General features: G+C 68.6%; 24 protein-coding genes. 5 read left to right on the forward strand and 19 right to left on the reverse strand.

Annotation, left to right across the window (positions count from 1 at the left end; genetic code table 11):
- Positions 1-41: 41 nt before the first annotated feature.
- Genes C563_RS0100550 through C563_RS0100560 form a run of 3 tightly spaced genes read right to left on the reverse strand, consistent with a single transcriptional unit; the run spans position 42 to position 5395 of the window.
- A complete protein-coding gene (locus C563_RS0100550; protein ID WP_018760084.1) occupies positions 42-3143 on the reverse strand; it encodes an AAA family ATPase in 3102 nt (1033 codons plus the stop codon).
- The gene (locus C563_RS0100555; RefSeq protein ID WP_026264231.1) at positions 3140-4318 is read right to left on the reverse strand and encodes an exonuclease SbcCD subunit D; all 1179 of its coding nucleotides are present in this window, start codon (positions 4316-4318) and stop codon (positions 3140-3142) included. The genes C563_RS0100550 and C563_RS0100555 overlap by 4 nt, the downstream gene beginning before the upstream one ends.
- Before the next feature lie 57 nt (positions 4319-4375).
- Positions 4376-5395 (reverse strand): MIP/aquaporin family protein, encoded by a 1020-nt coding sequence (locus C563_RS0100560; protein WP_018760086.1) that lies wholly within the window; start codon positions 5393-5395, stop codon positions 4376-4378.
- A 208-nt stretch (positions 5396-5603) separates the two neighbouring features.
- Here C563_RS0100560 and C563_RS0100565 point away from each other — a divergent pair, with 208 nt between their 5' ends.
- Positions 5604-6683 carry an ADP-ribosylglycohydrolase family protein gene (locus tag C563_RS0100565; protein WP_018760087.1) on the forward strand — a complete coding sequence of 360 codons (1080 nt, stop codon included), beginning with the start codon at positions 5604-5606 and terminating at the stop codon, positions 6681-6683.
- Here the strand turns inward: C563_RS0100565 and C563_RS0100570 are convergent.
- Together C563_RS0100570 and C563_RS0100575 are read right to left on the reverse strand one after the other, a co-directional pair.
- Positions 6664-7143 (reverse strand): DUF4395 domain-containing protein, encoded by a 480-nt coding sequence (locus tag C563_RS0100570; RefSeq protein ID WP_026264232.1) that lies wholly within the window; start codon positions 7141-7143, stop codon positions 6664-6666. The two genes, C563_RS0100565 and C563_RS0100570, sit on opposite strands and share 20 nt — an antisense overlap.
- An 80-nt stretch (positions 7144-7223) precedes the next feature.
- A complete protein-coding gene (locus C563_RS0100575) occupies positions 7224-8291 on the reverse strand; it encodes an exonuclease domain-containing protein (protein WP_018760089.1) in 1068 nt (355 codons plus the stop codon).
- A 98-nt stretch (positions 8292-8389) separates the two neighbouring features.
- Between C563_RS0100575 and C563_RS0100580 the strand changes: the two genes are divergently transcribed.
- Positions 8390-9184, forward strand: coding sequence for a VTT domain-containing protein (locus C563_RS0100580; RefSeq protein WP_043423662.1), 795 nt, complete (start codon positions 8390-8392; stop codon positions 9182-9184).
- Positions 9185-9261: 77 nt separating this feature from the next.
- On the opposite strand, the gene rdgB is transcribed toward C563_RS0100580, so the two are convergent.
- The 6 genes from rdgB to clpS all read right to left on the reverse strand — a co-directional run bounded on the left by rdgB (position 9262) and on the right by clpS (position 13564).
- Positions 9262-9909: an RdgB/HAM1 family non-canonical purine NTP pyrophosphatase gene (gene rdgB / locus C563_RS0100585; protein ID WP_018760091.1), complete on the reverse strand. Its 648-nt coding sequence runs from the start codon at positions 9907-9909 to the stop codon at positions 9262-9264.
- Positions 9906-10664 (reverse strand): ribonuclease PH, encoded by a 759-nt coding sequence (rph, locus tag C563_RS0100590; RefSeq protein WP_026264233.1) that lies wholly within the window; start codon positions 10662-10664, stop codon positions 9906-9908. Before rph ends, rdgB begins: the two co-directional genes overlap by 4 nt.
- A gap of 29 nt (positions 10665-10693) precedes the next feature.
- Positions 10694-11491 carry an MBL fold metallo-hydrolase gene (locus C563_RS0100595; protein ID WP_018760093.1) on the reverse strand — a complete coding sequence of 266 codons (798 nt, stop codon included), beginning with the start codon at positions 11489-11491 and terminating at the stop codon, positions 10694-10696.
- Positions 11488-12516, reverse strand: a complete 1029-nt coding sequence (gene murI / locus C563_RS0100600) for a glutamate racemase (RefSeq protein WP_442852920.1) — start codon at positions 12514-12516, stop codon at positions 11488-11490. Before murI ends, C563_RS0100595 begins: the two co-directional genes overlap by 4 nt.
- 105 nt (positions 12517-12621) lie before the next feature.
- The gene (locus tag C563_RS0100605; RefSeq protein ID WP_018760095.1) at positions 12622-13188 is read right to left on the reverse strand and encodes a DUF2017 domain-containing protein; all 567 of its coding nucleotides are present in this window, start codon (positions 13186-13188) and stop codon (positions 12622-12624) included.
- Positions 13181-13564, reverse strand: coding sequence for an ATP-dependent Clp protease adapter ClpS (gene clpS, locus C563_RS0100610; RefSeq protein ID WP_018760096.1), 384 nt, complete (start codon positions 13562-13564; stop codon positions 13181-13183). The genes C563_RS0100605 and clpS overlap by 8 nt, the downstream gene beginning before the upstream one ends.
- Before the next feature lie 209 nt (positions 13565-13773).
- Between clpS and C563_RS0100615 the strand changes: the two genes are divergently transcribed.
- Complete coding sequence (locus tag C563_RS0100615) at positions 13774-15102, forward strand: nicotinate phosphoribosyltransferase (protein WP_026264234.1); 1329 nt, start codon at positions 13774-13776, stop codon at positions 15100-15102.
- 9 nt (positions 15103-15111) lie between these two features.
- Positions 15112-15744 carry an isochorismatase family protein gene (locus C563_RS0100620; RefSeq protein ID WP_018760098.1) on the forward strand — a complete coding sequence of 211 codons (633 nt, stop codon included), beginning with the start codon at positions 15112-15114 and terminating at the stop codon, positions 15742-15744.
- Between the two features lie 3 nt (positions 15745-15747).
- Here C563_RS0100620 and C563_RS0100625 read toward each other — a convergent pair whose 3' ends face one another.
- The 5 genes from C563_RS0100625 to C563_RS0100645 form a co-directional block, all read right to left on the reverse strand.
- Complete coding sequence (locus C563_RS0100625) at positions 15748-17526, reverse strand: DEAD/DEAH box helicase (RefSeq protein ID WP_018760099.1); 1779 nt, start codon at positions 17524-17526, stop codon at positions 15748-15750.
- Complete coding sequence (locus C563_RS0100630) at positions 17526-17864, reverse strand: DUF3039 domain-containing protein (protein ID WP_018760100.1); 339 nt, start codon at positions 17862-17864, stop codon at positions 17526-17528. Before C563_RS0100630 ends, C563_RS0100625 begins: the two co-directional genes overlap by 1 nt.
- 108 nt (positions 17865-17972) lie before the next feature.
- Positions 17973-18752: a glucosamine-6-phosphate deaminase gene (gene nagB, locus C563_RS0100635; protein ID WP_018760101.1), complete on the reverse strand. Its 780-nt coding sequence runs from the start codon at positions 18750-18752 to the stop codon at positions 17973-17975.
- Between the two features lie 19 nt (positions 18753-18771).
- A complete protein-coding gene (locus C563_RS0100640; RefSeq protein WP_018760102.1) occupies positions 18772-20343 on the reverse strand; it encodes a hypothetical protein in 1572 nt (523 codons plus the stop codon).
- On the reverse strand, positions 20325-21119 hold the full coding sequence (locus tag C563_RS0100645; RefSeq protein WP_018760103.1) for an ABC transporter ATP-binding protein: 795 nt from the start codon (positions 21117-21119) through the stop codon (positions 20325-20327). The genes C563_RS0100640 and C563_RS0100645 overlap by 19 nt, the downstream gene beginning before the upstream one ends.
- Before the next feature lie 52 nt (positions 21120-21171).
- Here C563_RS0100645 and C563_RS0100650 point away from each other — a divergent pair, with 52 nt between their 5' ends.
- Positions 21172-23049, forward strand: coding sequence for a Na+/H+ antiporter (locus C563_RS0100650; RefSeq protein WP_018760104.1), 1878 nt, complete (start codon positions 21172-21174; stop codon positions 23047-23049).
- 21 nt (positions 23050-23070) lie between these two features.
- On the opposite strand, the gene C563_RS0100655 is transcribed toward C563_RS0100650, so the two are convergent.
- The 3 genes from C563_RS0100655 to C563_RS0100665 are packed head-to-tail and all read right to left on the reverse strand — an operon-like array spanning position 23071 to position 25448.
- Positions 23071-23349, reverse strand: a complete 279-nt coding sequence (locus C563_RS0100655; RefSeq protein ID WP_018760105.1) for a DUF3253 domain-containing protein — start codon at positions 23347-23349, stop codon at positions 23071-23073.
- Positions 23350-23364: 15 nt separating this feature from the next.
- On the reverse strand, positions 23365-24462 hold the full coding sequence (locus C563_RS0100660; protein WP_018760106.1) for an NADH:flavin oxidoreductase/NADH oxidase: 1098 nt from the start codon (positions 24460-24462) through the stop codon (positions 23365-23367).
- A complete protein-coding gene (locus C563_RS0100665; protein ID WP_026264236.1) occupies positions 24462-25448 on the reverse strand; it encodes a tetratricopeptide repeat protein in 987 nt (328 codons plus the stop codon). The genes C563_RS0100660 and C563_RS0100665 overlap by 1 nt, the downstream gene beginning before the upstream one ends.
- Between the last annotated feature and the right edge of the window lie 37 nt (positions 25449-25485).

Genomic DNA, 25485 nt, shown 5'->3' on the forward strand with positions numbered 1-25485 from the left:
TGCGCGCAACCCGGTAACGCGGTCCAGTATATCCGCCGGGGTCAGGAAAGTGCGTCCACGCTTTCAGATATCCGCAGCGTGGAGCCGTTCCGGCTCTTGAGCACCTGCAGTTGGGTGCCAATCCGCTGTTTCATCTCGGCCACATGGCTGACCAGCCCCACCACGCGGCCGCCGTCGCGGAGGCCTTCGAGGGCGTCCATGACTTGTTCAAGGGACTGTTCATCCAGGCTGCCGAAGCCTTCGTCAACGAACAGGGTCTCAATTTCAACGCCGCCTGACTCCTGCTGGACCACATCCGCCAGGCCCAGGGCCAGCGACAGCGACGCCATAAAGGATTCGCCGCCGGACAGTGTGGACGTGTCGCGGCGGAAGCCCGTCCACTGGTCCACCACTTCAAGGCCCAATCCCGATTTGGCACCGCGGGCCGCCTTGGCATCGGTGTGCTGCAACAGGTAGCGGCCATCGCTCATGGCCACCAGGCGCTCCGATGCGGCATGGGCGACCTGTTCCAGCCGCGCGGCCAGGACGTAGCTGTTCAGGCTCATCCGGTAGGTGTTCTCCCCCCTGCCCGCGGCCGCTTCGGCCAGCCCGGCGAGCATCTGTGCCCGCTCGGCCGGTTCCCGGGACGAGGACGCCAGGTCCTCATATTCCGCCGCTATCGAGGTAAGGGCCGCCAGGCACCGGCGGGCCAGTCCTGCGGCGAGATCAGCCTCCCGGGCGTCATGGTGCGCGGCAGCAGCCTGGCTGCGGAGTACCTCGAGCCGTTCATCGTCGGGTAGGAAGCCGTCTCCTGCTTCGGCCATGGCCAGCACCAGGTCCTCCGACTCGAACAGCCCGGCTACCCGGGCAGCTTCCTCCCCGGCCGTGCGGACCTCAGCTTCGAGTGCTGCCACTTCCGCAGCTCCCAGCAGTTGGCTGCGAACCTCGGCGGCAGAGGCGAAACCCGCCCCCGGCAGGGCAAGCTCGAGGTTCTCCTCCGCTTCGGCGGCCTGCGCCCTGGCGGTGTCCAGCCGTGATTGCGCTTCAACAGCCTTATCCAGGACCGCCACGGCGTCTTCAAGGACCCGCAGCCGCCGGTTCAAGGTGCGGTGGTTTCCGCGCAGGCCGGCAAGGGCCCCGTCCAGTGCGGCAGCCTGTTCGGCGAGGTCGGCGAGCAGGACAGCGGTGTGGGACAGCTCAGCCTCCGCGTCTGACAGCGCGGAGCGGGCCTGTTCGATACCTGCATCGAGTGCCTCCAGCCGTTGCCGCTGTTCCTGGAGCTCTTCCGCGGCCTGTTCGGCGGCCTCTGCCGCAGCCAACGCCTCCTCGGCCCCTGTGCGGGCCTCGGCCACGGGGATGGTCCCGCCTTGTCCGGCGAGGACGGCCACCGTTTGCTCGGCTTCGGCGCGTTCGGTGCTGACAGCGCTGTGGGCTGCCTCGGCCGCTTCATAGGCGGCGTGGGCCTCTTCCTCGGCCTGGGCCAGCGACGGTCCTTCCGTGCCGGATCCCGCCGGCGCCGGATGTTCTCCGCTTCCACAGACCGGGCAGGGCTCACCGGCCACCAGTTTGGCGGCAAGCTCGGATGCGGCGTTGGCGAGCCGGACCTCCCGCAGGTCCAGCCACCGGCCTTTCGCCTCCAGCAGGCTTTCCCGTGAGTCGTCGTATCGGGCGTTCACGAGGTCCCGGCCCTTCATGGCCGTCCCGTACCGCCGGACGACGTCGAGAAGTTCCGTGGCAGCGGCCGCCTCCTTGCGGCGGAGCGCGGCGTCGGCGGCACGGGGCTCCAGCTGGCCCATGGTTCCGGCCAGCAGCTCCCGGTCCGCCAGCAACTGCGCAACCCGGCTTCCCAGCGTCTCCACGTCCAGCCTGAGTTCGTCCTGCCGGCCGGCCAGGCTGCGGTGGCGCCCATACAGCTCCTGCAGCCTCTGCTCATCCGGCAGCCGTGCTTCGACGACAGCCAGCAGCGACCGAAGCCGGGCCAGCTCCTGGGCGGCCCCCGGCACGATTTCCGCCGTATTGTGGCCTACGGAGCCCGAGTGGGTTTGGACCGGCGGCACGGCGGCTTCATCCGCGCCCAAGTTGAGCTGGGCGAGTTCGGTACTGTCCGCGGCAGCCATCCTGAGGAGGGTCATGGCGGCCTCAGCGGCGCCCCCGGCGCTTTGCACTTTGCCGGCCGCCGCATCCACCGCGCGCAGCTGTCCCTGGAGGACTTCCGCCTCGCGGTGCCGGCCCAGCCGGGCAGCGAGTTCTTCCTGCCGTGCTGCCCCGTCCTTCACGGCCTGCTGCCGCACGGTGGCCGCTTGGAGTTTGCGGGCCCGCTCGTGCCGTGCGGTTTCCCGTTCCACGTCACTGCGGCGTTCCTGGCTGAGGGATGTCGCGCCCGCTGCGTGCTCCGTGAGCTCTGCCAGTCGCGCAGCAACAGCGGCCTGCAACCAGCCAAGCCTGCCGGCGGTATCCTCTGGCGCCGGTGCCCCGTCCTGCGGGAGCTGGAGCGGCGCGGCCTCGGTTTCGGCACGGGCCGCCAGCATACCCAGCTGGCCGACCAGGGCGGCAACGTCATCCCTGGCCGCGGCGGCCTGGCGGGACAGTTCCTGTTCCAGGGCTTCAAACCGCTGCGTCCCGAAGAGTTTCTGCAGCAGGTCAAGGCGGTCCGCAGCTTTGGACCTGAGGAACGCGGCGAATTCCCCCTGCGGCAGCATGATGACCCGGGTGAACTGTTCACGGTCCATGCCCAGCAACGCCATGATCTCTGTTCCGGCCTCGTCATTGCGGGCAGATTTTTCCACCCAGGTTCCGCCGACGCGTTCACGGAGCAGGGTTTTGGCCTGCTGGGTGGTGAAACCGTTCCTGCCCCGTGCACTGGGCTTGTCCCATGCGGGCGAGCGGGTGACCTCGAAGCGGCGCCCCTGGGCGGAGAATTCGCAGGTTACGGCCGGCTCCTGGCCGGGCTCCGCATGGTCGCTGCGGAGCCGCTTGCCGTCCTGCCGGGCACCCGGAACGGATCCGTACAGGGCAAAACAGATGGCGTCGAGGACGCTGGTCTTGCCCGCACCGGTAGGCCCGTTCAGCAGGAACAGGCCGTGGGCGCTGAGCCGGTCGAAATCGACGTCTTCTGTTCCGGCGAACGGGCCGAAGCCTGAGATGCGCAGATGGTGGATCCTCACCGCGAGGCCTCCAGCAGGCGGACGTTCTCCAACGCGGCGGCGAGCGCCTCTTGTTCATCCTGGTCCGCGCTGCGCCCGCGCACGTGGTCCAGGAAGCCGCAGCACACGGCGAGGTCGTCCGGGGCGTGGGCAAGCCTGCTGCTGTAGCTTGCCTGGTCCGGGTTGTTCCCGCCTTGCGGGTCGAAAGCCAGGACCAGGGTCTCAGGGAACCGCGCACGGAGCCGCTCCATCGCCCGCACGGGACGTTGGGCATCAGTGAGGGTGACCTGGCAGTAGGCGGTCTCGGCCCAGGCATGCCCGGGCTCATCAAGGAGCTCGGCCAGGGTGCCGCGCAGCACAGCGAGGGTTCGCGGGGCATCCCACTCGATCTCCTGCACCGAGGTGACTCCATCCGGCTCCAGGTCCACGAGCCAGGCACCTTTCCGCTGCGTGGACTCGGAAAAGGAATAGGCCAGCGGGGAGCCCGAATAGCGCACGCGCTCAGACAGCGCCTGGCGTCCGTGGAGATGGCCGAGTGCGGTGTAGCCGAATCCGTCGAACAGGTCCAGGGGAACGGCACCCACGCCGCCGATGCTGAGGTCCCGCTCGCTGTCCGAGCTGATGCCGCCGCTGGCGAAGGTGTGGGCCAGGACCACCGAATGGACGGTGGCGGCGTTTGTACGCCGTGCGATGTCGGCCCGGATAAGGGCGGTGGCCGCCCGGGTCACCTCGAAGTGGCTTGCCGTTTCCACGCCCAGCTGGTCGGCAACGAGCCGGGGTTCAAGCCAAGGAATGCCGTACAGGGCCAGGACGGCGTCCCGGCCTGCGGCGTCCTGGCCGAGCGGCAACAGCAGTGGATGGTCAAGCTCAGCCACCTTGGTTCGAAGGTAAACTCCCCCGCGTTCCAGCAGCCGCGAGGCAAAACCCAGCCGGATTGCGGAGTCGTGGTTGCCACTGGTGATCACCACCTTGGCTCCGGCGGAGGTGAGCCTGACCAAGGCGTCATCGAGCAAGTGGACCACGTCCACCCCTGGCAGTGCCCGGTCGTAGACATCGCCGGCAATCAGGACGACGTCGATGCGCTCCCGTTCCACCGTTGCCACCATCTGGTCGATGAAGGCCCGCTGGGCGTCCAGCATGCCAACGCCGTGGAAGGACCGGCCCAGGTGCCAGTCCGAGGTATGAAGTAACCGCATATAACTACGCTATCGGCAGCCACTGACAGTGGCGGAAACCGCCGCGGCCCGGAGTGATCAGGATCGCTTGCCCTCGAAGAACTCCTGGGCCTCGCTGACGTTGCGTGCCTGCCCCTCCGGTGCGGCAGTGCGTGCCGCCGAAGGGTTCGGCTCCGCACCCGGAGCGTCGGCGTCATCGTCGATCCGGGACTGGACCGGCGAAGACCCGGCCCCGGCGTCCCCGCCATCTGCTTCCACACTCGCGTCGTCGTCGTGGTCGGCAGCGTCCGCCGCTGCGGCGCTGTGCGTGGCGTCAGCCGTGCCTGAAATCCGGAACACCAGGCCTGCGATGGCGGCGCCGGCCAGCGGGGCCACCAGGAATACCCACACCTGGCCCAGCGCCGCACCGGAGCTGAAAACGGCAGAGGCGAGGGCCCGGGCGGGGTTGAAAGGCAGGTTGCCGACGGACTGGCCCACCTGGAGCAGCGACGCGAAGGACAGGCCGACGGCAACGGCGGCAACCGTCCGGCTGCTGCCCTCCACGCCGGCGTTATCGCGCAGGCCGCCGTTGTCCCGGCCGGCAGCGCCCAGGAAGATTGCCACGATGATTGCGGCTCCCAGCAATTCCAGCAGCACAACCGCGGCAAGGGGTGCCTGGATGATGGAATGGTCGCCGAAGCCGGCGGCCACCGTATCGAAGGCGGTCCGGCTGTCGGGAATGCCGGGCAGGGTACGCAGGATGCCGAACAAGGCAAGGGCACCCACCAGGGCGCCCACGAGCTGGGCGGCGGCGTACGCTGCGGCCGCCCCGGCCCGGATCCGGCCGGCCAGGAGATGGCCCAAGGTGATGGCCGGGTTGAAGTGGCCACCGGAGATATGCCCGAAAGCGAGCATGGCGGCCGTGATGGCGAGGCCGGCAGCCAGGGCCGCGGGTACCGGGCTGGACTGCGGAATGCTGAACAGCGGTACGCCCAGCCCGGCCACCGCCAGGAAGAGGCTGCCGAAAGCCTCGGCTGCCAGGCGGGGCAGCAGTGCCCGGCTGGCGGGATCCGTGCCGCCGGGCTGCAGTGCGTCGCGGGCTGGGACAGGGGTGCTCATGGCTGGACCTTTGCTCGTCGGGTGCTTTCTGGGGTTGCGGAGCCGCCCCGGCCGGCAGGGGCGGCGGGCAGCGCAGGCAACCCGAGCAGTATTCCAGCCCAGTCTGGGCGTTTGCTGGACACCTGCTGTCCACACCCGCTTCCCGGTTCCCCACTGCCGGACGCGCCCCCAACCGTCCGGTGTGCGTCCGGACGGTAAATTTGTCTCCATGAGCATCGACCACGGCACGCGCACTCCCCAGTCCCGGATCCACGGCTCCCTCTTGGGCGGGGCCCTGGGCGACGCGCTGGGCTACGCCGTGGAGTTCGATTCCATCGACGAGATCCGCCGGCGGTTCGGCGCCCACGGCCTGACAGACTTTGAAGACCTCTCCGGCCCCTGCCATTTCTCCGACGACACGCAATTGACCCTCTACACCGTGGACGGCCTGGTGGAGGCGCTGGAGTGGGCCAACTCCGGTGTGGGCGCGGACGTGAATGCGTGCGTCTGGCTGGCCTACCTGCGCTGGCTGGCCACCCAGGGCATAGACGCCGGGCCGTCCGCACCGGCTCCCCAGCCGCGCTGGATCGACGGCAACGACGTGCTGCGGCAGCGGCGCCACCCGGAGCAGGACTGCATCAGCGGCCTGGCCACCGGTGAGATGGGAACGTCGGTGCGGCCCGTTAATCCGGACTCGAAAGGTGCCGGCACGGTGATGCGCTCGGCGCCGTTCGGGTTGATCCCGCACATCTCGCCCGAGGCGGCCTATAAGTTGAGTTCCGATGCCGCGTCACTGACCCACGGCCACCCGGCAGCACGCCAAAGTTCCGGTGTCTTCAGCCTCCTGATCCACCGCCTGGTCGCCGGAGAGGAGCTCCGGGAAGCCGCCGCCGCCGTGACCGCGCACGCGGCCGCCATCCCGCACGTGGCACCGGAGCTGCCCCACCGGCTTGAAGCGGCCCTGCGGCTCGCAGACACGGCAGTTCTTCCGCCCGAGGGATTGATCCAGGCACTGGGAGAGGGCTGGTTCGCGGAGGAGGCTCTCGCCGTCGCACTCTACGCCGTCCTCGCCACGCTTCCGGCCGGGGGCGCCCCGGTGCTGCCGGAACAGCACTTCCGGGACGCCATGGCCGTGGCGGTGAACCACAGCGGCGGCAGCGACACCGCCGGCTCCCTGGCGGGCAACATCCTGGGCGCCTGGTACGGCGAGGACTGCCTGCCCGCCCCATGGCTCGGCGCCTTGGAAGGCCCGGAGGTGGTCCGTGGGATGGCGGATCAGCTGGTGCGGGTCACGACCGGCGAAGGCTGATGTTGCTGCAGGCCTCGCAGACATCCTCGGGGATCACTCCGCGGCGCTGCAGGAAGCCGAAAATCGTGCAACCCAGGCAGAATCCGGCAAACGCTTCAAGCGATGCCGCCACTACCAGGATCCCCAGCAGCAACCACGCTGCCAGGCCCAGGCCGGACGCGAACAGCAGCAGGGCGGCCGTGGAGACGGCCGCGCCGATGCCCTGGGCAAAGCGCTTTGGCGGCCCGGGAACGAGCTTCACCTTTCCCAGCCGCGGAGTGATGACCTTCACGGAGAGGACGGCCAACGGTGAGATCCGCGGGCCGAAGAGCAGCCGCAGCCAGAACCCGACGGCGATGGCCAGCAGGCCCCACACGGAACCAGTCACTGCCGTGACCACCGAGAGCAGTACCACCAGGGCGGCTGTGGTGCGGGCCGCATACTCGTTGACCGGGTTGGGGAAAGCGAACAAGGAGCTCATCAGGCAAGGCTAGGAGGGTAGCGCCCGGCGGCCAAGATTTGTTGCGCCCGATGAACCCGGGAGGATACCGCGAGGCCGCCTCAGGCGTTGAGGGCCGGCGCGAAGGCATCCGCTCCGGCGGGTGCGGTGGGGGCGTTCAAGCGGGCCCCGGGGACGGCTGCACTGCCCACCATCTGCAGGAACTCGCCCTCGGACAACACCTCGATGGCCTGCCCGCGGTCATGGAGCTCCAGGACACGCCGCGCCTTCCCGGTCAACCGTCCGGAGCGAAGGTCCGAGGCCACAAACCCGTCCCCCACCACCAGGACGGTGGTGCGGCCGGTCACCCGGCTCTCGGTACGGGCACCGTGGTGGGCCGAGCGGAGTTTGGCGTCCGGGCGGCCGATGGAAAGCTGCCCGGTGAATACGACGGTCTGGCCGTACAGCGGGTGGCCGGGCTCGGCGTCGGCGTTTGGTTCGGGATTGAGCCCTTCTTCGGGCCAACCGGACTGGAACCGCCGCACCAGCGCCGCGCCGTTGCCTGAGGCGCCGGACATTGCCGCCAGGCTGGGCTTCGACACTTCGCCGGTGGCGGGATCAAACGCCTGCTGGCGCGGCATGGCCAAACCCAGGGACAGGTACAGTTCGGCGATGCTGTTGGCACCGTTGCGGGCTGCAATGTCGATCAGGATGCCGGCGCAGGCCCGGGCATCCTCCGCAGCATCGTGGTGGTTCACCAGCGGCACGCCCGCTTCCTCTGCGGCAAAGGGAAGCGAATTGGAGACCAGCGAATAGCAACGGCGCGACAACATGACCGTGCAGACGTAGTCGTAGGCCGGGCCCGGCAGCCCTGACACTTCCAGCGCAGAGCGGATGACGCCCAGGTCGAAGGCTGCGTTGTGCGCGGCCAGTACGTCCTCGCCGATGAACGCCCCGATTTCAGGGAACAGCTCCCCGAACCGCGGCTGCACCGCAACGTCGGCAGGGGTGATTCCGTGGATCCGGACATTGTGGTGGTCAAAGTGGTCGTAGCCGGCCGGCGGCCGCATCAGCCAGGAGGCCTCGTCGACAATCTTGCCGCCCCGTACCTTTGTCAGGCCCACCGAGCAGGGGGAGCCCCGGAAGCCGTTGGCTGTTTCGAAGTCGATCGCCGTAAAGTCCAAACCCACGGCCCCCACCTTACCGCCGACGGCGGCCCCGGGCCGGGAGGGACAGGCCCGGGAGGCGCAGGCCGGTCAAGTACGCTTGAGGGGTGAACTTTCCTGTGATGAACCACCTCGCTGTGTCCATGCTGGGCGGCGCGGGTCCGGTGCAGCCGCCAATGGCCTCCTTCCTGCCCGACTGGCTGAACCCCCAGGTCTTCCTGGCCGATCCGGCGCTCGCCCCGTGGGTGGTCCTGCTGGTATGCGGCATCGTCTTCGCCGAGACCGGCCTGCTGGTGGGGTTCTTCCTTCCCGGCGACTCCATGCTGTTCACTGCCGGCCTGCTGGTTGCCACGGGCACCATCAAGTTCAACATCTGGATCCTGGCCCTGCTGATCGTGGTCTCCGCCATCATCGGCAACCAGGCGGGATACCTGATCGGTTCCAAAGCGGGCCCTGCCCTCTTCAACAAGCCCGACTCCAAACTCTTCAAGCGCGAGAACGTCGAGAGCGCGCACGCGTTCTTTGAAAAGCATGGCGGCAAGGCGCTTATCCTGGCCCGTTTCGTTCCCATCATCCGGACCTTTGTCCCCGTGATCGTCGGCGTGGCGCAGATGAGCAAGCGCAAATTCTTCATCTACAACGTCATCGGTGCGGTGCTCTGGGGTGGCGGCGTGACACTGCTCGGGTTCCTGCTGGGCGACACCGTTCCGTGGGTCCGGGACAACCTGGACATCATCTTCATCGCCATCGTGCTGGTCTCCGTCGTGCCCATCGGCATTGAACTCCTGCGCGGCATGTCAGCCAGGCGCCAGGCGCAGGCCTACGGCACCGACGCCGTCGACGAATTTATCGAGGAGCACGGACCCGAAGCGGAGCAGAAGACTCCGCGCAAGCTCCCCGGCGGCCGGCAGGAATAGTCCGGCCCCACATCCGGAAAAAGGTGCGCACCCCGGCGGGATGCGCACCTTTTCTGTTGTGCGGCGTGCCGCTACCTTCAGCCCGTTGCTTCCAGGGCTGCCACGATGGCGGGCAGCAGGGCACGGAAGGCCTTGCCGCGGTGGCTGATGGCGTTCTTCTCGTCGGCGGAGAGCTCGGCGCAGCTCCGGTTCTCACCGGCCGGCTGCAGCACCGGATCGTAGCCGAAGCCGCCGGCACCCCGGGGTTCGCGCAGGAGGACGCCCTCCAGCTGGCCGTACTCCACCACCTCGCGGCCCGGCCCTGCGGTGCCGGCGGGCACTGCCAGGGCTGCCGCGCAGACGAACGCCGCGCCGCGATGCTCATCGGGAACGTCCGACAGCTGGTTCAGCAGCAGTTCAAGATTGGCGGCGTCGTCACCGTGCCGTCCCGCCCAGCGGGCGGAGAAGATGCCCGGCGCCCCGCCCATGACATCCACGGCAAGCCCGGAGTCGTCGGCGATGGCCACCAGGCCGGTGGCCCCGGCCACCGCCCGGGCCTTCAGCAGCGAATTCTCGGCAAAGGTCACCCCGGTTTCGACGACGTCCGGCGCACCTGCCGCCGCAGCGTCCACCACCTGGGTGTCGACGTCGAGCCCGGGCACCTGCCCGCGCAGCAGTTCACGGAGTTCGCGCAGTTTCCCGGCGTTGTGCGTGGCGAGCACGAGCTTGGGTGAGGGTGCACTCACAGGGCGTCCGCCAAGGTTTCGCGCTGGATGGCGGCCAGCTGCGTGGTGCCCAGCAGGGCCAGGTCCAGGAGCTGGTTCAGCTCCTCCCGGTCAAACGGGGCGCCTTCCGCTGTGCCCTGGACCTCGACGAATTTGCCGGAGCCGGTGACCACGACATTCATGTCTGTTTCGGCCCGGACGTCCTCCACGTACGGCAGGTCCAGCATGGGAACGCCGTCGATGATACCGACCGAGACGGCGGCAATGGTGTCGAGGAGTGGCTGGGCGTTCTTGGCGATGAGCTTGGTGTCGCGGGCGAACCGGATGGCGTCCGCCAGCGCCACGTAGGCCCCGGTGATAGCGGCGGTGCGTGTGCCGCCGTCGGCCTGCAGCACGTCGCAGTCCAGCACGATGGTGTTTTCGCCCAGCGCCTTGGTGTCGATGATGGAGCGCAGCGAACGCCCGATCAGGCGCGAGATCTCGTGGGTGCGGCCGCCAATCTTGCCCTTGACCGATTCCCGGTCCGAGCGCGTATTGGTGGCCCGGGGCAGCATGGCATACTCGGCGGTGACCCAGCCGCGGCCTTCGCCTTTGAGCCAGCGGGGAACGCCGGCAGTCAGGGAGGCCGTGCACAGCACCCGGGTGTTGCCGAACTCGATCAGTGCCGATCCCTCAGCCTGGTTGGACCATCCGCGGGTGATGCTGATGGGCCTGAGCTGGTCGGGGGCACGGCCGTCGGCGCGCACGATGGGCACTGCAGTTGCTTCAGATGTCATGCCCTTAGCTTATCGAGTGCGGCCCGCCGCTAGATGGCGTAGTGGACACCGGCCACTGCCACGGCCACGTCGCCGGGAAAAACCGGCCGGGCCTCGGCCATGACGGTGGTGGGCGATGTCCACACCGGAATGTGGGTCAGCAGGAGCCGGCGGGCCCCGGCCACGGCTGCGGTCTCCCCCGCCCGCTTTCCGGTCAGGTGCACGTCCTTGATGCCGTCGTCACGGCCCTCTTCGAAGGCTGCCTCGCACAGGAACAGGTCCGCGTCCTTGGCGGCTTCCTCAAGCCCGGCGCAGGAGTCGGTGTCGCCGGAGTACGTGAGCGTCCGGGTGACGGGGACGCCGTCCTTGCCGGGTTCCACCACCTCCACCCGCAGGGCGTAGGCCTCCTCGATGGGGTGGTTGACGGCGAAGGGCGTGACGGTAAACGGCCCCACGGTCACGGGTTCACGTTCGGTCCAGTTGCTGAAATCGAATTCCTCGTGCATGCCGGGATCCGGGTCCAGGCCGTAGGCGGTGGCCATCCGGTTGGCCGTCGCGGCAGGGCCCCACACCGGGATGCGGCCGCGGCCCCAGCCGCCGGGCTTCCAGCGGATGGCGACGTGCAGGCCGCACAAGTCCATGCAGTGGTCCGGGTGCAGGTGGGTGAGGAAGATGGCGTCGATGTCCTCCAGGTCGGTGTACCGCTGGATGGCGCCCAGCGCACCGCTGCCGAGGTCCATCACCACCTTCCAGGTCCGCTCGCCGTCGGTGGCGGTCAGCAGGTAGCACGACGCCGGGGAGCCGGGCCCGGGGAAGGAGCCAGTGCACCCCACGATGGTCAGCTTCACGGGCGGGGTCCTCCGGCTCGGCCTGCGTCGGCGAGTCCGCCGCCTACGAAATTGGAGATCCGGGGGCGTCCGCGCGCGGCCTGTGCGGCGGCAATCATTTCCGGCGTGATGCGGGCGAGGCTGCCGGTGGGGTATTGCGCGGCGACGTGGTCCACGTGCCGGACGGAGAGGACCTCGGGGCCCAGGAACCTCCGGGCGAGCGCCTCGAACTGGCCGGCGTCGCCGGTGGCCACGAAGTGGTGCTCGGGCGGGGTGCCGGACGGGCGTTGCAGGTTGTGGGTGGCCAGCGCGCGGTAGACGTCTTTGGCTGTCTCCTCGGCGCTGGAAACCAAGGTGACGTCCGCGCCCATCACGTAGGAGATGACGCCGGTCAGCAGCGGGTAGTGCGTGCAGCCCAGGACCACCGTGTCCACCCCGGCGGCCTTGAGGGGCGCCAGGTATTCCTCTGCGACGGCCAAGAGCGCCGGCCCGGTGGTGATGCCGGCCTCGACATAGCTGACGAATTCGGGGCATGCCACGGACGTGATGTCCAGGTCCGGCGCGGCGGCGAAAGTGTCCTCGTACGCGCGCGAGCCCACCGTGGCGGAGGTGCCGATCACGCCGATTTTCCCGCTGCGGGTGGCGGCGACGGCGCGGCGCACGGCGGGCTGGATGACCTCGATGACGGGGATGCCGTATTTGGCGGTGTACCGCTCGCGGGCGTCCCGAAGGACCGCGGCCGACGCCGAGTTGCAGGCGATGGTGAGCAGCTTGACACCGGAGTCCACCAGTTCGTCCATCACGCCCAGGGCGTTGGCGCGCACCTCGGCGATGGGCAGCGGGCCGTACGGTCCGTGGGCGGTATCGCCGACGTAGAGGATCGATTCGTTGGGCAGCTGGTCAATGATGGAGCGGGCCACGGTGAGCCCGCCAACACCGGAGTCGAAGACGCCGATGGGCCGGGTTTCCGGTGCGGCGGCCGGGAGGTCGCCGTCGCCGGCAGGCTGCGCATCCAACGTCGGGTCCGTGCTCGAGGCTGTTGTCATGATTATTCGAGGATAGGTCTTCCCGGAAGGCTCAGCCATCATCTTGTGTCCAGCGACTCATGTCGAATGTGTCACAACCAACGGCCTCCCCCTGGCCGCCGCAGCTCACCGGCGGGTTTCCAGGGACTGCAGCATGGCCTGGACCACGGACTCTTGAAGCCACGTGGTGAAGTTGTAAACCAGGGCCAGGTAGCTTTCCACATCCTCGGCCTGGGACCAGTCCTGCATGCGGTGGACGTGTTCGGCGTCGGCCTCGTCGCGGATGTCCAGCCGCTCTGCCAGGACGAGCCGGACGTCATTGAGCGCCATGGACCAGTGCTTTGCCCCCTCCGGCGTCAGGACGATCTCATCCTTGTCCAGGTCCAGCGCCGCCGCACGGAGCGCCCCGATTTTTGTTTCCCGCAGCGAGCGCTCGGTGAGCTGGCGGAACTCCAGGGACGCGGCGTCGTCGTTCTTCGAGATGTTGGGAAGGAGCCGCTTGACCGCGCGGTCCGTAGGTTCGGCAACGTCCATGTCCAGGCCAATGAGGGCAGCCAGCGGGTCCTGTCCGTCGCGTTCCTCCGGCTGGAGCATGGAGATAACGTCATCGATCAGGCTGCGCAGCAGGTCCCGTTCGGCAGGTTCCAGGAACCCGGTGATGCCCTTGAGGCCGTATTTGAATGCCTTAGCCACGCTTCCCCTTACCCTGGCCCGGACCGCCGGACTTCCCGGTTTTGCCGCCGTGGCCGCCGCTGGCCTTTTCCACCGTGGCCCACAACCCGAACCCGTGCATCGCCACCGCGTGGCGTTCCACCTGTTCCTTGCTGCCTGCGGCCACGATCGAGCGGCCCTTCTTGTGGACCTCCATCATGAGCTTGTTGGCTTTGGTCTCGGAGTAGCCGAAGTAGCTTTGGAAGACGTAGCTCACGTAGCTCATGAGATTGACGGGATCGTTCCAGATCACCAGGTTCCAGGGGATGTCCGGAGCGGTGAGGGAGTCGGTGGACTCCGCTGTGCCGGTCCGGACGCCCTCCCGTGTATCGGGGCCGGGCGCAACGCTTATGGTCATCTGTCCATTCTATGGGTGGGCCCACACAGGCGAGGGCCCCACGGCGAAGCGAAGCGAGACGAGGGAGCCGGTGGGTGGGCCCACACAGGCGAGGGCCCCACGGCGAAGCGAAGCGAGACGAGGGAGCCGGTGGGTGGGCCCACACCGGCGAGGGCCCCACGGCGAAGCGAAGCGAGACGAGGGAGCCGGTGGGGACTAGAGTGACTTTCGTGAGCACCTCCGCCGGCTGGGACCATCCCCGCACGTCCTTTTACACCGACCATTACGAGCTGACCATGCTGCAGGCGTCCCTCCATTCGGGGGCGGCGCACCGCAAATCGGTGTTCGAGGCCTTCGCCCGGCGGCTGCCGGACGGCCGGCGCTACGGAATTGTGGCGGGTACCGGCCGCCTGCTGGAGGGCATCGCAAGCTTCCGCTTCGGCGAGGCTGAGCTGGACTTCCTGGAACGTACCAGGGTGGTCAACCGGGAAACCCTGGAGTACCTGGCCAACTACAGGTTCTCCGGGGACATCTGGGGCTACGCGGAGGGCGAAGCCTACTTCCCGAACTCCCCCATCCTGATCGTCGAGGCCTCCTTCGCCGAGGCGTGCATGCTTGAGACATACCTGCTCTCCGTCCTGAACCACGACAGCGCCATTGCCTCCGCAGCGTCCCGGATGGTCAGCGCGGCCGGCGGCCGGCCGTGCATCGAAATGGGTTCGCGCCGGACGCACGAGGAGGCTGCGGCGTCCGCCGCGCGGGCTGCCGTGATCGCCGGCTTTGACAGCACCTCCAACCTGGAAGCGGGCGCACGCTACGGCATCCGCACGGTGGGTACGGCCGCGCACTCGTTCACGCTGCTGCACGATAACGAGCGGGCGGCTTTCGAGGCCCAGATCGCGTCGCTGGGCGAAGGCACGTCCCTGTTGGTGGACACATACGACGTCGAGAAGGCAGTCCGCACGGCAGTGGACCTGGCAGGGCCACGGCTGGGCGCGGTCCGGCTGGACTCCGGCGACCTCGTCGCCCAGGCACAGTGGGTACGCCGGCTGCTCGACGACCTCGGTAACGAGCACACGAAGATCGTGGTCACGTCGGACCTTGATGAGTACGCCATCGCTGCGCTGCAGTCCGCTCCCGTTGATTCCTACGGCGTGGGGACCTCACTGGTCACCGGCTCCGGGGCTCCCACGGCCAGCATGGTCTACAAGCTGGTCAGCAGGACGGACGACGCCGGAAACTTCGTCTCCGTGGCCAAGGCGGCCAAGAACAAGGCCAGCGTGGGCGGCCGGAAGTATGCGTTGCGGAAACTGGACGAGCGCGGCACCGCCACGGCCGAGGTTGTGGGGGTGGGCCACCGGCCGGAGGATGACGGCAACGACCGGCCGCTGCTGCAGCAGTTCATGAAGAACGGCGAACTGCTACCGGGATGGACCGGGCACGAAGGCGTGGTCCGCGCACGGCAGCGGCACGCCGATTCCATGGCGGAGCTCCCCCCAGTGGTGAACCGCCTTCAGCGGGGCGAGCCCGCCATTCCCACGTTCTATGAAGACCACTGAGGAGGACTGATGTCCCGCGCACTGATCATCGTCGATGTCCAGAACGATTTCTGCGAGGGCGGCTCGCTCGCCGTGGACGGTGGTGCGGCCGTGGCCGGCGCCATCAGCGAGTACCTGGACGCCCACCACAACGAATTCGACTTCGTGGTGGCCACCCAGGACTGGCACATCGATCCGGGCAGCCATTTCTCCGACCCGCCCGATTTTGTTGACAGCTGGCCCCGGCACTGCGTGGCCGGAACCCGTGGCGCCGAACTGCACCCGGACCTGGACACCGAGTACATCGACGCGTACTTCCGGAAGGGCCAGTTCGCGGCCGCGTATTCAGGGTTCGAGGGCCTGTTGGCTCCCGAGGACGCCGTTCCCACCGGCGAGCGCCAGGCCGGCGCAATGGCCGGGTCCCTGGACGCGTCGGGAGTGGACGAGGACGCGATCGGGCTCGATGACTGGCTGCAGAGCCATGACGTCGAAGACGTGGTGGTGGTGGGCATCGCCACCGACTACTGCGTGAAGGCCACCTCGCTGGACGCGGTCCAGGCGGGCTACGGCGTCACCGTGGTGCGGTCCCTGACGGCAGGGATTGCCGCCGACCTCGAAGACGCCATAGCCGAAATGGAACTGGGCGGCGTGGATATCGCCTGAGGCCTATTTACGGCCGATGAACCAGTCCTGGAGCTTCCGGAGCCTGGACTGCAGCTGTTCCTCGTTGGCCTGTGCCACCGGGGGGCCGCCGCACACGGTGCGCAGCTTGGTATGGACCACGCCGTGCGGGGTGCCCGTCCGGGCGGCCCACGCCGCCACGTTCTTGGCCAGCTCGTTGCGCAGGTCCATCAGCATCCGGTGGTCAGGGACGGCGGGAACCTGGCTTTCGACGGTTGGGGCCTTCCGGTTCTTCCGGTTCAGTTGTTCGTGCTGGCGCTGGCGCAGGAGCGTCCCCACCTGCTCTGCGTCCAGCAGGCCCGGAATTCCCAGGAAGTCCATTTCGTCGTCGGACCCTACCTCGCCGCCGGTGCCGAACTCGCCGCCGTCAAAGAGGACCCGGTCGAAGGAGGCCTGCGAGTCGAGTGCCTCGAACTTGCCCTTGGTGAGGCTGTCGGAGGCCTTTTCTTCCCGGTTGGCCTCTTCCATCAGCGAGTCTTCGGGGTTGAAGAGTCCGTCGCCGTCCTCTTTTTCCGGCCGGTCCAGCGCGTGGTCGCGCTCCATTTCCATGGAGTTGGCCAGCGCCATCAGCTGCGGCACGGACGGCAGGAAGACCGACGCCGTTTCGCCCCTCTTGCGGGCACGCACGAAACGTCCCACGGCCTGGGCGAAGAACAACGGTGTGGAGGTGGACGTTGCGTAGACGCCCACGGAGAGCCGGGGCACGTCCACGCCTTCGGACACCATGCGGACCGCAACCATCCAGCGCTTCTCGCCGGCAGAGAATTCCTCGATCTTGCTGGAGGCCTTGGCATCGTCCGACAGGATGACGGTGGGCGATTCACCGGTGATCCTCTTCAGCTGCCCGGCGTAGGCACGCGCATCTTCATGGTCCGTGGCGATGACCAGGCCGCCGGCGTCCGGTACGGTGCGCCGGACTTCGCTGAGCCGCTTGTCCGCGCCGGCCAGGACAGCGGGGATCCACTCCCCCGCCGGATTCAGCGCGGTTCGCCAGGCGTGGCTGGTGATGTCCTTGGTGACGGCCGCCTCACCGAGCGAGGCGGCCATCTCTTCGCCCGCGCTGGTGCGCCAGCGCATCTGGCCGGAGTAAGCCATGAACATCACCGGCCGGACCACGTGGTCGCGCAGGGCGTTGCCGTAACCGTAGGTGTAGTCCGCCTTGGAGCGGCGGATGCCTTCCCGGTCCTCCGCATACTCCACGAACGGGATGGGCGAGGTGTCCGAACGGAAGGGGGTTCCGGTCAGGGACAGCCGCCGCACCGCCGGATCGAAGGCCTCGCGGAGGCCATCGCCCCAGGACAGGGCTTCGCCGCCGTGGTGGATCTCGTCGAGGATCACCAGCGTCCGGGCGGCCTCGGTCTTGGCGCGGTGCAGCAAGGGCTTGCTGGCCACCTGCGCATACGTAACCGCAACACCGATGAATCCGCGGCCGTGCTGGCCGTCGGAGTTCTTGAAGTTGGGATCGATGGCGATGCCCACCTTGGCGGCGGCGTCAGCCCACTGCCGCTTCAGGTGGTCGGTGGGCGCCACGATGGTCACCCGGTTCACGGCACCGGAATCGATCAGCGTCGAGGCAATCCGGAGCGCGAAGGTGGTCTTACCGGCGCCGGGGGTTGCCACCGCAAGGAAGTCGCGGGGACTTTTCGCCAGGTAGAGGTCGAGTGCTTCCTGCTGCCAGGCACGGAGTTTGGGCGCGGTTCCCCAGGCTGCACGTTCCGGATAAGCCGGAGGCAGGGTGGGGCCGCCAAAGAGCGTCTCCGTCACTACTTATTGTTGCCCGAGTCGCCCGGACCCTTCCCGCCGTCGTTGCCCGGCCGGAGGCCCTCATAGACTTCCTTGCACTCGGGGCACACCGGGAATTTCTGCGGGTCCCGGCCCGGCGTCCAGACTTTGCCGCACAGCGCGATGACGGGCTCGCCCGTCAAAGCCGACTCCATGATCTTTTCCTTGCGCACATAGTGGGCAAAGCGCTCCCGGTCGCCCGGTTCCACCTCTTGGCGCAGCTCCTCGCGCTCGATGGTGGCCGTGGACGTTCCAGCCCCGGAAAGCTCGCGCATCGGGTCGTTTTCGAGAGGGTCCGTCATGCTAGTCATGGCATCCATCTTAGCCTTTCCGGTGGCCGGGCGTTCGACGGCGGCACGCCCGCGCCGGGGTGCGGCAGGGGCCGCCGTCGTCGCGTTCAGGGACGCACGCGACGGCCGGTACATCGCCTACAAGCCTTGCCAGCCGGGCTTGTTCTCATGTGTGTGGCGATAGAAATCCGCGAGTTTCAGGGCGGATGCCGCGGCCTCGTCCAGCAGGACCGTGGCATGGGGGTGGAACTGCAGGATCGAGGCCGGGCAGATGGCCGCCACCGGGCCTTCCACGAAGTCGCGGACGGCTTTGGCCTTTTGCGCGCCGGTGGCGAGGAGGATCACATGCCGTGCTGCCATGATGGTGCCCAGGCCCTGGGTGAGTACGTGGTGCGGGACCTCGGCGAGGCTGTTGAAGAACCTGGCGTTGTCCCGGCGTGTCTGTTCGATCAGGCTTTTGATCCTGGTCCGTGAGGCAAAGGACGAGCCCGGTTCGTTGAAACCGATGTGGCCGTCGGTGCCCACGCCCAGCAGCTGCAGGTCCACACCACCGGCCGCGGCGATGGCTCGCTCATACGCGGCGCAGGCTGCCGGGATATCCTCGGCGGTTCCGTCCGGTCCGTGGACGTTCTCCGGCGCGATGTTCACCCGGTTGGTGAATTCCCGGCGGATCACCTCCCGGTAGGACTCAGCGTGGCCGGCGGGCAGGCCCACGTATTCGTCCAGCGCGAACCCGGAGGTCCTGCTGAAGTCCAGGCCCTGCTGGTGCCGGGCAGCGAGTTCGTCATAGACCGGCAGCGGTGAGGACCCGGTGGCAAGGCCAAGCACCGCATCGGGTTTGCGCCGGACCAGTTTCTCGATGGCATCGGCCGCGAGCCTTCCGGCTTGCCTGCCGCTGCCGAGGATGACGACTTCCATGCTCTTCCCTCCGGGGTTGTCAGCGGTTGACGGAAACCTGCGCCAGGAGTTCCGGGCCCCTGGCGTCAAGCCATTTGCCGCCCAGGCGGACACCGGCCGCGAAAAGGACCAGGCCCAGGAGGAGGCCGACGGCCAGGTTGATCCACCCGAACAAAGCGCTGCCCGTCACGGCCTGTGCCACCAGCAGGGCTGCCTCGGGGAGTACCAGGACCAGCAGGACCAGCATCCCCACAAACTGCACGGCGAGGGTCTGGCCGACGTTCCCGGGCGGCTTCTTGAACGGGCTGTCGCCGGGCCGCGGAACCGTGACTGTGTACCGGGCAGACACCACCGAAGACAAGCCAAGGCCGCTGAACAGGATCCCCAAACTAAGCCCCAGCTGGCCGGGCAACGCAGCCCAGTCGCGGGTCAGCGCCGCAGCCCCCACCGCGAACACCAGGACCACCGGCAGGGCGAAGGCAAGGCACGCGAGGGACCGGCCCAGCCGGTCCGCCACACCGCGGACCCCGGTGGCCACGTGCAGGGCGAACGCGGTGTTGTCGTAGGACACGTCGGCGGAGATGGACCAGGCAAGGATGAACGCCGAGACCGGGGCAAGGAAGGCCACGCCCCCGTAGTGGCCTGTCTGCGCACCCTGGAACAGCATGATCACGGGAAGCAGAGGGATCACCACGAGCGAACCGGAATACCGCGGGTCCCGGAGCCAGTAGGTCAGTGACCTCGCCATCACGGCGCCTGCCGGGGTGGGCGGAAGGACCCCGAGCAGCCCAAGGCGGCCGCCTTTCCGTTTGCCGGCACCGGTGTACGGCGGCGTGACGAGGGCCCTTTCCAGCAGCAGCTTCCAGCACCAGGCCAGGCCGGCCAGGACCGCCACCGACACCAGCAGTTTCACGGCAGCCGCAGCCGGCCGGCCGGCAGCGACGTCACCGCCGAGCGCCCACGGCGCGCCCAGCGGGGTCCAGGACAGGGTCCCGGCGACATCCGGCAGGAAACCCGTGGAGGCCGACACCCCGCGGCCGACGGCCGCCACGATGGGACCGAGCAGCACCAGGGGAACCATGAAGGCGATGATGCTGATGTCCTTGAACCGCCTGGACGCGGCGAGGCCCGCCGTGGCGGTGGTGACAACCTTTGCCAGCACGACGCACGTCATGACTCCCAGGCACGCGCCCACGAGGGCCGCGAGCGCGGGCAGGACACCGCGGGACCAGGTGGCTACCGTGGCCAGGGCGACCAGGGTGGTGGCAAGGCCCGGAATACCGATCAAGCCACCAAGGGCAAGGCCTGCCAGTAGCTGCCTCATGGGAATGGCGAAGGTCGTGAAGCGTGCCGGATCCAAGGTCATGTCCGTGGCGGAGGCCACCACCGGGATGACGCCCCAGCCGAGCACGGCGGCAGAACCGCCCAGCACCACGGCCGTGTGGGCGGTTCCGGTGCCGGCGTTCCGCAGCAGGACCAGGGCGATGACGAGCATGGCCACCAGGCCCAGCGCATAGAGCCCGGCGATGGCCATACCCACCAGCTGCCAGGGGCTGCGGCGCAGTCCGTTTCGCAGCAGCGTGAGCTTGAGCCTCAGAAGGTGCGCAACCATTCGAGCCCTTCCGTGTGGCTGTGGCCGCCCACGAGCTGCACGAACCGGTCCTCCAGGGAAGCACCGGCCCGGACCTCGTCAACCGTCCCCGCGGCCAGGACCCGGCCGCGGGCCACGACGGCCACGTGGTCGCACATGCGCTGCACCAGGTCCATCACATGGCTGGACACGATGACGGTGCCCCCGGAAGCGACGTACCGGTCCAGGATGGAGCGGATGTTAGCGGCGGAGACCGGGTCCACTGCTTCGAATGGTTCGTCCAGGACCAGGAGCCGCGGGGCATGGATCATGGCGGAGGCAAGGGCGATCTTCTTGGTCATGCCGGCGGAATAGTCCACCACCAACGTCCCGGCGTCCTGGGCCAGGTCCATTGCCGCGAGGAGATCCGCCACCCGGGCCGCCACCACGGCCTTGTCCATGCCGCGCAGCAACCCGGCGTAGGTAATGAGTTGTTCGCCGGTGAGCCGGTCGAAAAGGCGGACACCGTCGGGCAGGATTCCCATCAAGCGCTTTGCCTCCAGCGGATGCTGCCAGACATCCACCCCATGGACCACGACGGTGCCAAAGTCAGGGCGCAACAGCCCCGTGGCCATGGACAAGGTTGTGGTTTTGCCCGCACCGTTGGGACCCACGATGCCAAAGAATGAGCCGGCCGGAACCTCCAGGCTGATGCCGTCCACCGCGATCTTTCCGCCGAACCTCTTGGCCAGCCCGCGGATGGACAGGGCCGGGATGGGCCCGGAATTCGACGCCTGGTCAGGGAGCGGAGCAGTCATGGTGCCAGCCTAGCCCGCGGAAGCGCGCTGTGCGGGGTGGGAGACTATCGTCATGGACATTGCGCTGGGCCTGCTGGTCATCGTTGCTGTGGTGTGCGCCGCCAGCGCCATCGGCCGCAGATTCAATATCCCCGTGCCGCTGCTGCTGGTCCTGGCCGGCGTGGCGGGCTCGTTCCTGCCTTTCATTCCCCCCGTTGAGCTGAATCCCGAACTGGTGCTGGTGGGCCTGCTGCCTCCACTGCTGTATGCGGCGGCGTTCCGGACATCACTGTTCGACTTCACATCGAACCGCCGGTCCATTGGCCTCCTGTCCGTCGGGTATGTCATCTTCGGCACCCTGGCCGTCGGGCTGGTGGTGTGGTTGCTGTTCCCGGAGATCCCGATGGCCGCCGCCATTGCGCTGGGCGCGGTGGTGGCACCCCCGGACGCGGTGGCCGCCACCGCCATCGCCCGGAAGGTGGGCATGCCCCGGCGGATCGTCAACATCCTCGAAGGCGAATCGCTGCTCAACGACGCCACCGCGCTGGTCTGCCTCCGGGCCGCCGTCGCGGCCATCGCCGGCTCCGTCTCAGCCCTGGACGTGGCCGGAGGGTTCGTGCTGGCCGCCGGCGGCGGGCTGGTGGTGGGCCTCGCCGCCGCGTACGTCCTCACCGAAATCCGGAAACGGATCAGCAACGTCGCCATCAACACCTCGGCGTCGCTGATGGCTCCGTTTGTTGCGTTCCTCCCCGCCGAAGCCATCCACGCATCAGGGGTGCTCGCCGTCGTCGTCACCGGCCTGGTCATGGGCACCAAAGCACCCTCGATGCCCAACGGTGCAGCCCGGCAAAGTGCCCGGAGCAACTGGGACACCGTGCAGTTCCTCCTGGAGAACGCGGTGTTCCTGCTGATCGGGTTGCAGGTCCGGACCATTATCGACAGCGTCCAGGACGACTCCCTGGGCGCCGGCCGCGTGTGGCTCGGCTGCGCCGTGATCCTGCTGGCCGTCCTGGTGCTGCGCCCGGTCTGGGTCTTCCCCGCTACCTACCTGCCGCGCCTGATCCCCTCTGTACGGCGGGCGGACCCAGCGCCGCCCTGGCAATTTCCGGCCATCGTGTCCTGGGCGGGCATGCGCGGTGTGGTCACGCTGGCCGCCGTCCTGACGCTGCCCGATGACCTGGAGCACCGCAACGTGCTGGTCCTGGCCGCCATGGTGGTAGTGGCCGGCACCCTGGTGCTGCAGGGATTCACGCTGCCTGCCTTGGTCCGGGCCCTGGGCCTGCCCGGACCGGACAGGCGTGAGGATGCCTTGAACCAGGCCTCACTGATGCAGCTAGCCACCGCCGCGGGAATGGAACGCCTGGACCAGCTGCGGCGCGAGAGCGATCCCCCGGAGGTCATGGACATGTTGCGGCGCCGGACGCAGGAGCGGGGCCTGGCCGCCTGGGAACGCCTGGGCCGGCCGGGGGCGGAGTCCACCACGCCCAGCCAGCGCTACGCCCAGCTGCGGATGGCCATGCTGGAAGCCGAACGGGACAAGGTCCTGGAACTGCGCCGCGGCGGGGACTTCGCCCACGAAGTCCTCAGCGAGGTCCTCGAGCGGCTGGACATCGAAGAGTCCATGCTGGACGCGTCCCTCAACGAGCTCGATTCCGCCACTGACGCCGGCGGCGGCGAGGGATTGGCCCAACCCGGGGGCGTTTGCGACCACCTGACGGCGGCCATGCTGTCCCCGGTCCCCGACAACCCTGCCTGTGCGGGTTGTGAACGGGAGGGGACCACACCGGTGCATCTGCGCATGTGCCTGGCATGCGGCCAGGTGGGCTGCTGCGACTCGTCCGCCGGACGGCACGCCAGCCGCCACTTCAAGGAAACCGGGCACCCCGTCATGCGGAGCATCGAACCCGGCGAACAGTGGCGCTGGTGCTATGTGGATGACCTGCTGGGCTGACCCCGTACCGGTGCGTTGCGCTTACCGGGCCCTGCGGATGCGGATAGGGCCCTTGGCTGACGCCGGATCCACGACGGCACCGCCTTGGGTGACCTCCACCTCTCCCGCTTCCACCAGCCGGCGCGCGGCCTGGCGCGCGGCCTCCATCAGTCCCCGCCAGTCGGCCCCGCCCACCGCGCGGGCGGCGTCGGACGGGCAGATGCTGGACGTCGCGGCGCGTGACGCCAGCAGCTCAAGGATGCCGGCTTCAAGCGCGCGGTCAGCGGAAGACAGGCTGTGGTCCGGCTGCCGGTTGTCCATGGGCTCAGGCGGCCGTCAGAAGGAACGCCGCGGCACGGCGCGCTCGTACTGCGGCGGCCACGTAATGTCGTAGCCGAGTTCGAAGGCCGCGCGCAGCCACCAGTGCGGGTCCCGGAGGGCCGCCCGGGCGATAAAGACCCCGTCTGCCTGTCCGGTGGCAATGGCATGCTCGGCCTGGCCAGGGGTGGTCAGGAGTCCCACCGCCCCCGTGGCCACGTGCGCCTCCTGCCGGATGGCTGCGGAGAATCCTGTCTGGTAGCCCAGGCCCGGTTTGATCTGCTGGTGCGCGACCGCCCCGCCGCTGGAGACGTCCACCAGGTCCACGCCACGGGCCGCGGCCTCTCGGGCCAACCGGACCGAAGCGGCCAGGTCCACCCCGCCGGGAGCCCAGTCGGTGGCCGAGATCCGGAGCAGCAAGGGCATGGAATCCGGAATGACGGCACGGACGGAGTCGATCACCGCCAGGGTCAGCCGGTTCCGGCCGGCTTCGTCACCGCCCCACTCGTCGTCGCGTTTGTTGATCAGCGGGCTCTGGAACTGGTGCAGGAGGTAGCCGTGCGCGGCGTGGATCTCTACGGTGTCAAAGCCAGCGTCCACGGCGCGGACCGCCGCGGCGGCGAAGTCGGAAATGACACCGCGGATGTGCTCCACGGTCATGGCCGCAGGGGCGGCGTACCCTTCGAAGGCGGTTTCGGAGGGGCCCAAGGTCTGCCAGCCGCCATCCGAGGCCGGGACACTGCCCTGCTTGCCGGAGAACGGCCAATACGTGGACGCCTTCCGTCCGGCGTGGGCCAACTGGACGCCGATCTTGGCATCGGCGGCGCCGTTCCGGTGGACGAACGAGGTGATCCGCTGCCAGGCTCCGGCCTGCTCGTCGTTGTACAGCCCGGCGTCGCGGGGGCTGATCCGGCCCTCGGCGTTCACGGCTGCCGCTTCGGTGAGGATCAGCGCCGCGCCGCCCGTCGCAAAAGCCCCCAGGTGCACCAGGTGCCAGTCGTTCGGAACCCCCGGGCCGTCGTCGGGATCGCAGCTGTACTGGCACATGGGCGATACCCAGCCCCGGTGCTGCAGCTCGAGCGACCTCAAGGCCAGGGGCTGGAACAGGGCAGGCACTAGAACAGCACTCGTGCGAGCGCCTGGCGCGCCTTGGCGACGCGCTCGTCTCCGGCGCCCACGACGTCGAACAGTTCCAGCAGCCGGACGCGGACTGTTTCCCGTTCCGGGCCGAAGTTCCTGCCGATGAACGCAACGAGGCGGTTCAGGGCATCGTCCACATGGCCGCCCGCCACGTCCAGGTCCGCCACCGCCAGCTGCGCATCAAGGTTATCCGGCTCGTTCGCCGCCCGGGCGCGGAGGGCCTCGCTGTCCTGGGCGGACAGCGGCTGCAGCCGGTCCATCAGTTCCACCTGTGCCAGCCCGGCTTTGGCCTCGTGGTCCGAGGGCATTTCCCGCAAGGCCTGGCGGTAAGCCTCCGCGGCGGCGGCGTAGTCGCCGGCTTCGATGGCATCGAAAGCGGCCTGGTGCAGCGGCGGAAGCGGCGCGGGCTCCTGCTCTCCCGCCGGACCGCCGTCGAGACTTCCGGTCACACCGTTGGCGGCCGCCACCTTGAGGAGCTCGTCGAACAGGCTGCGCACCTGCTGTTCGTCAGCGGCGCCCTGGAAGAGCGGCACCGGCTGCCCCTTGAGGACGGCGACAGCGGTGGGGACGGCCTGCACTTGGAAGGCCTGGGCAAGCTGCGGGAAGGCTTCGATGTCCGCGGCGCCCAGGACCAGGCGGCCGCCGAAGGAGGCAACCACGCGTTCGAGGGTCTCCAGCATCCTGCCGGATTCCGGTGAGTAGGAAGCCCACAGGGCAAATACGACCGGAACCTGGGCGGAGAGTTCAACGAGTTGCTGGAAGTTCGCTTCGGTGACGTTGACCGTGAGCTCCGCTCCGCCTGCGGGCGCCTCCTGGCCAGGCGCCGGGCCCGAGCCGGCTGCCGGGCCGGACGGCGCCGCGGGAGCTGCGGGCCGCTTCAGCGAGGAAAGGTCGACGGCGCCGCGCAGGTTAAGCAGGCTGGCAGCGGCAGGAGGGACTGGGCGGGAAGCTGGCGAACTCATGTTTCCCACTCTAGCCACTCCGGCCGCTGCCGGTGGT

The sequence above is a fragment of the Arthrobacter sp. 135MFCol5.1 genome (assembly GCF_000374865.1).
Classification (GTDB): domain Bacteria; phylum Actinomycetota; class Actinomycetes; order Actinomycetales; family Micrococcaceae; genus Arthrobacter.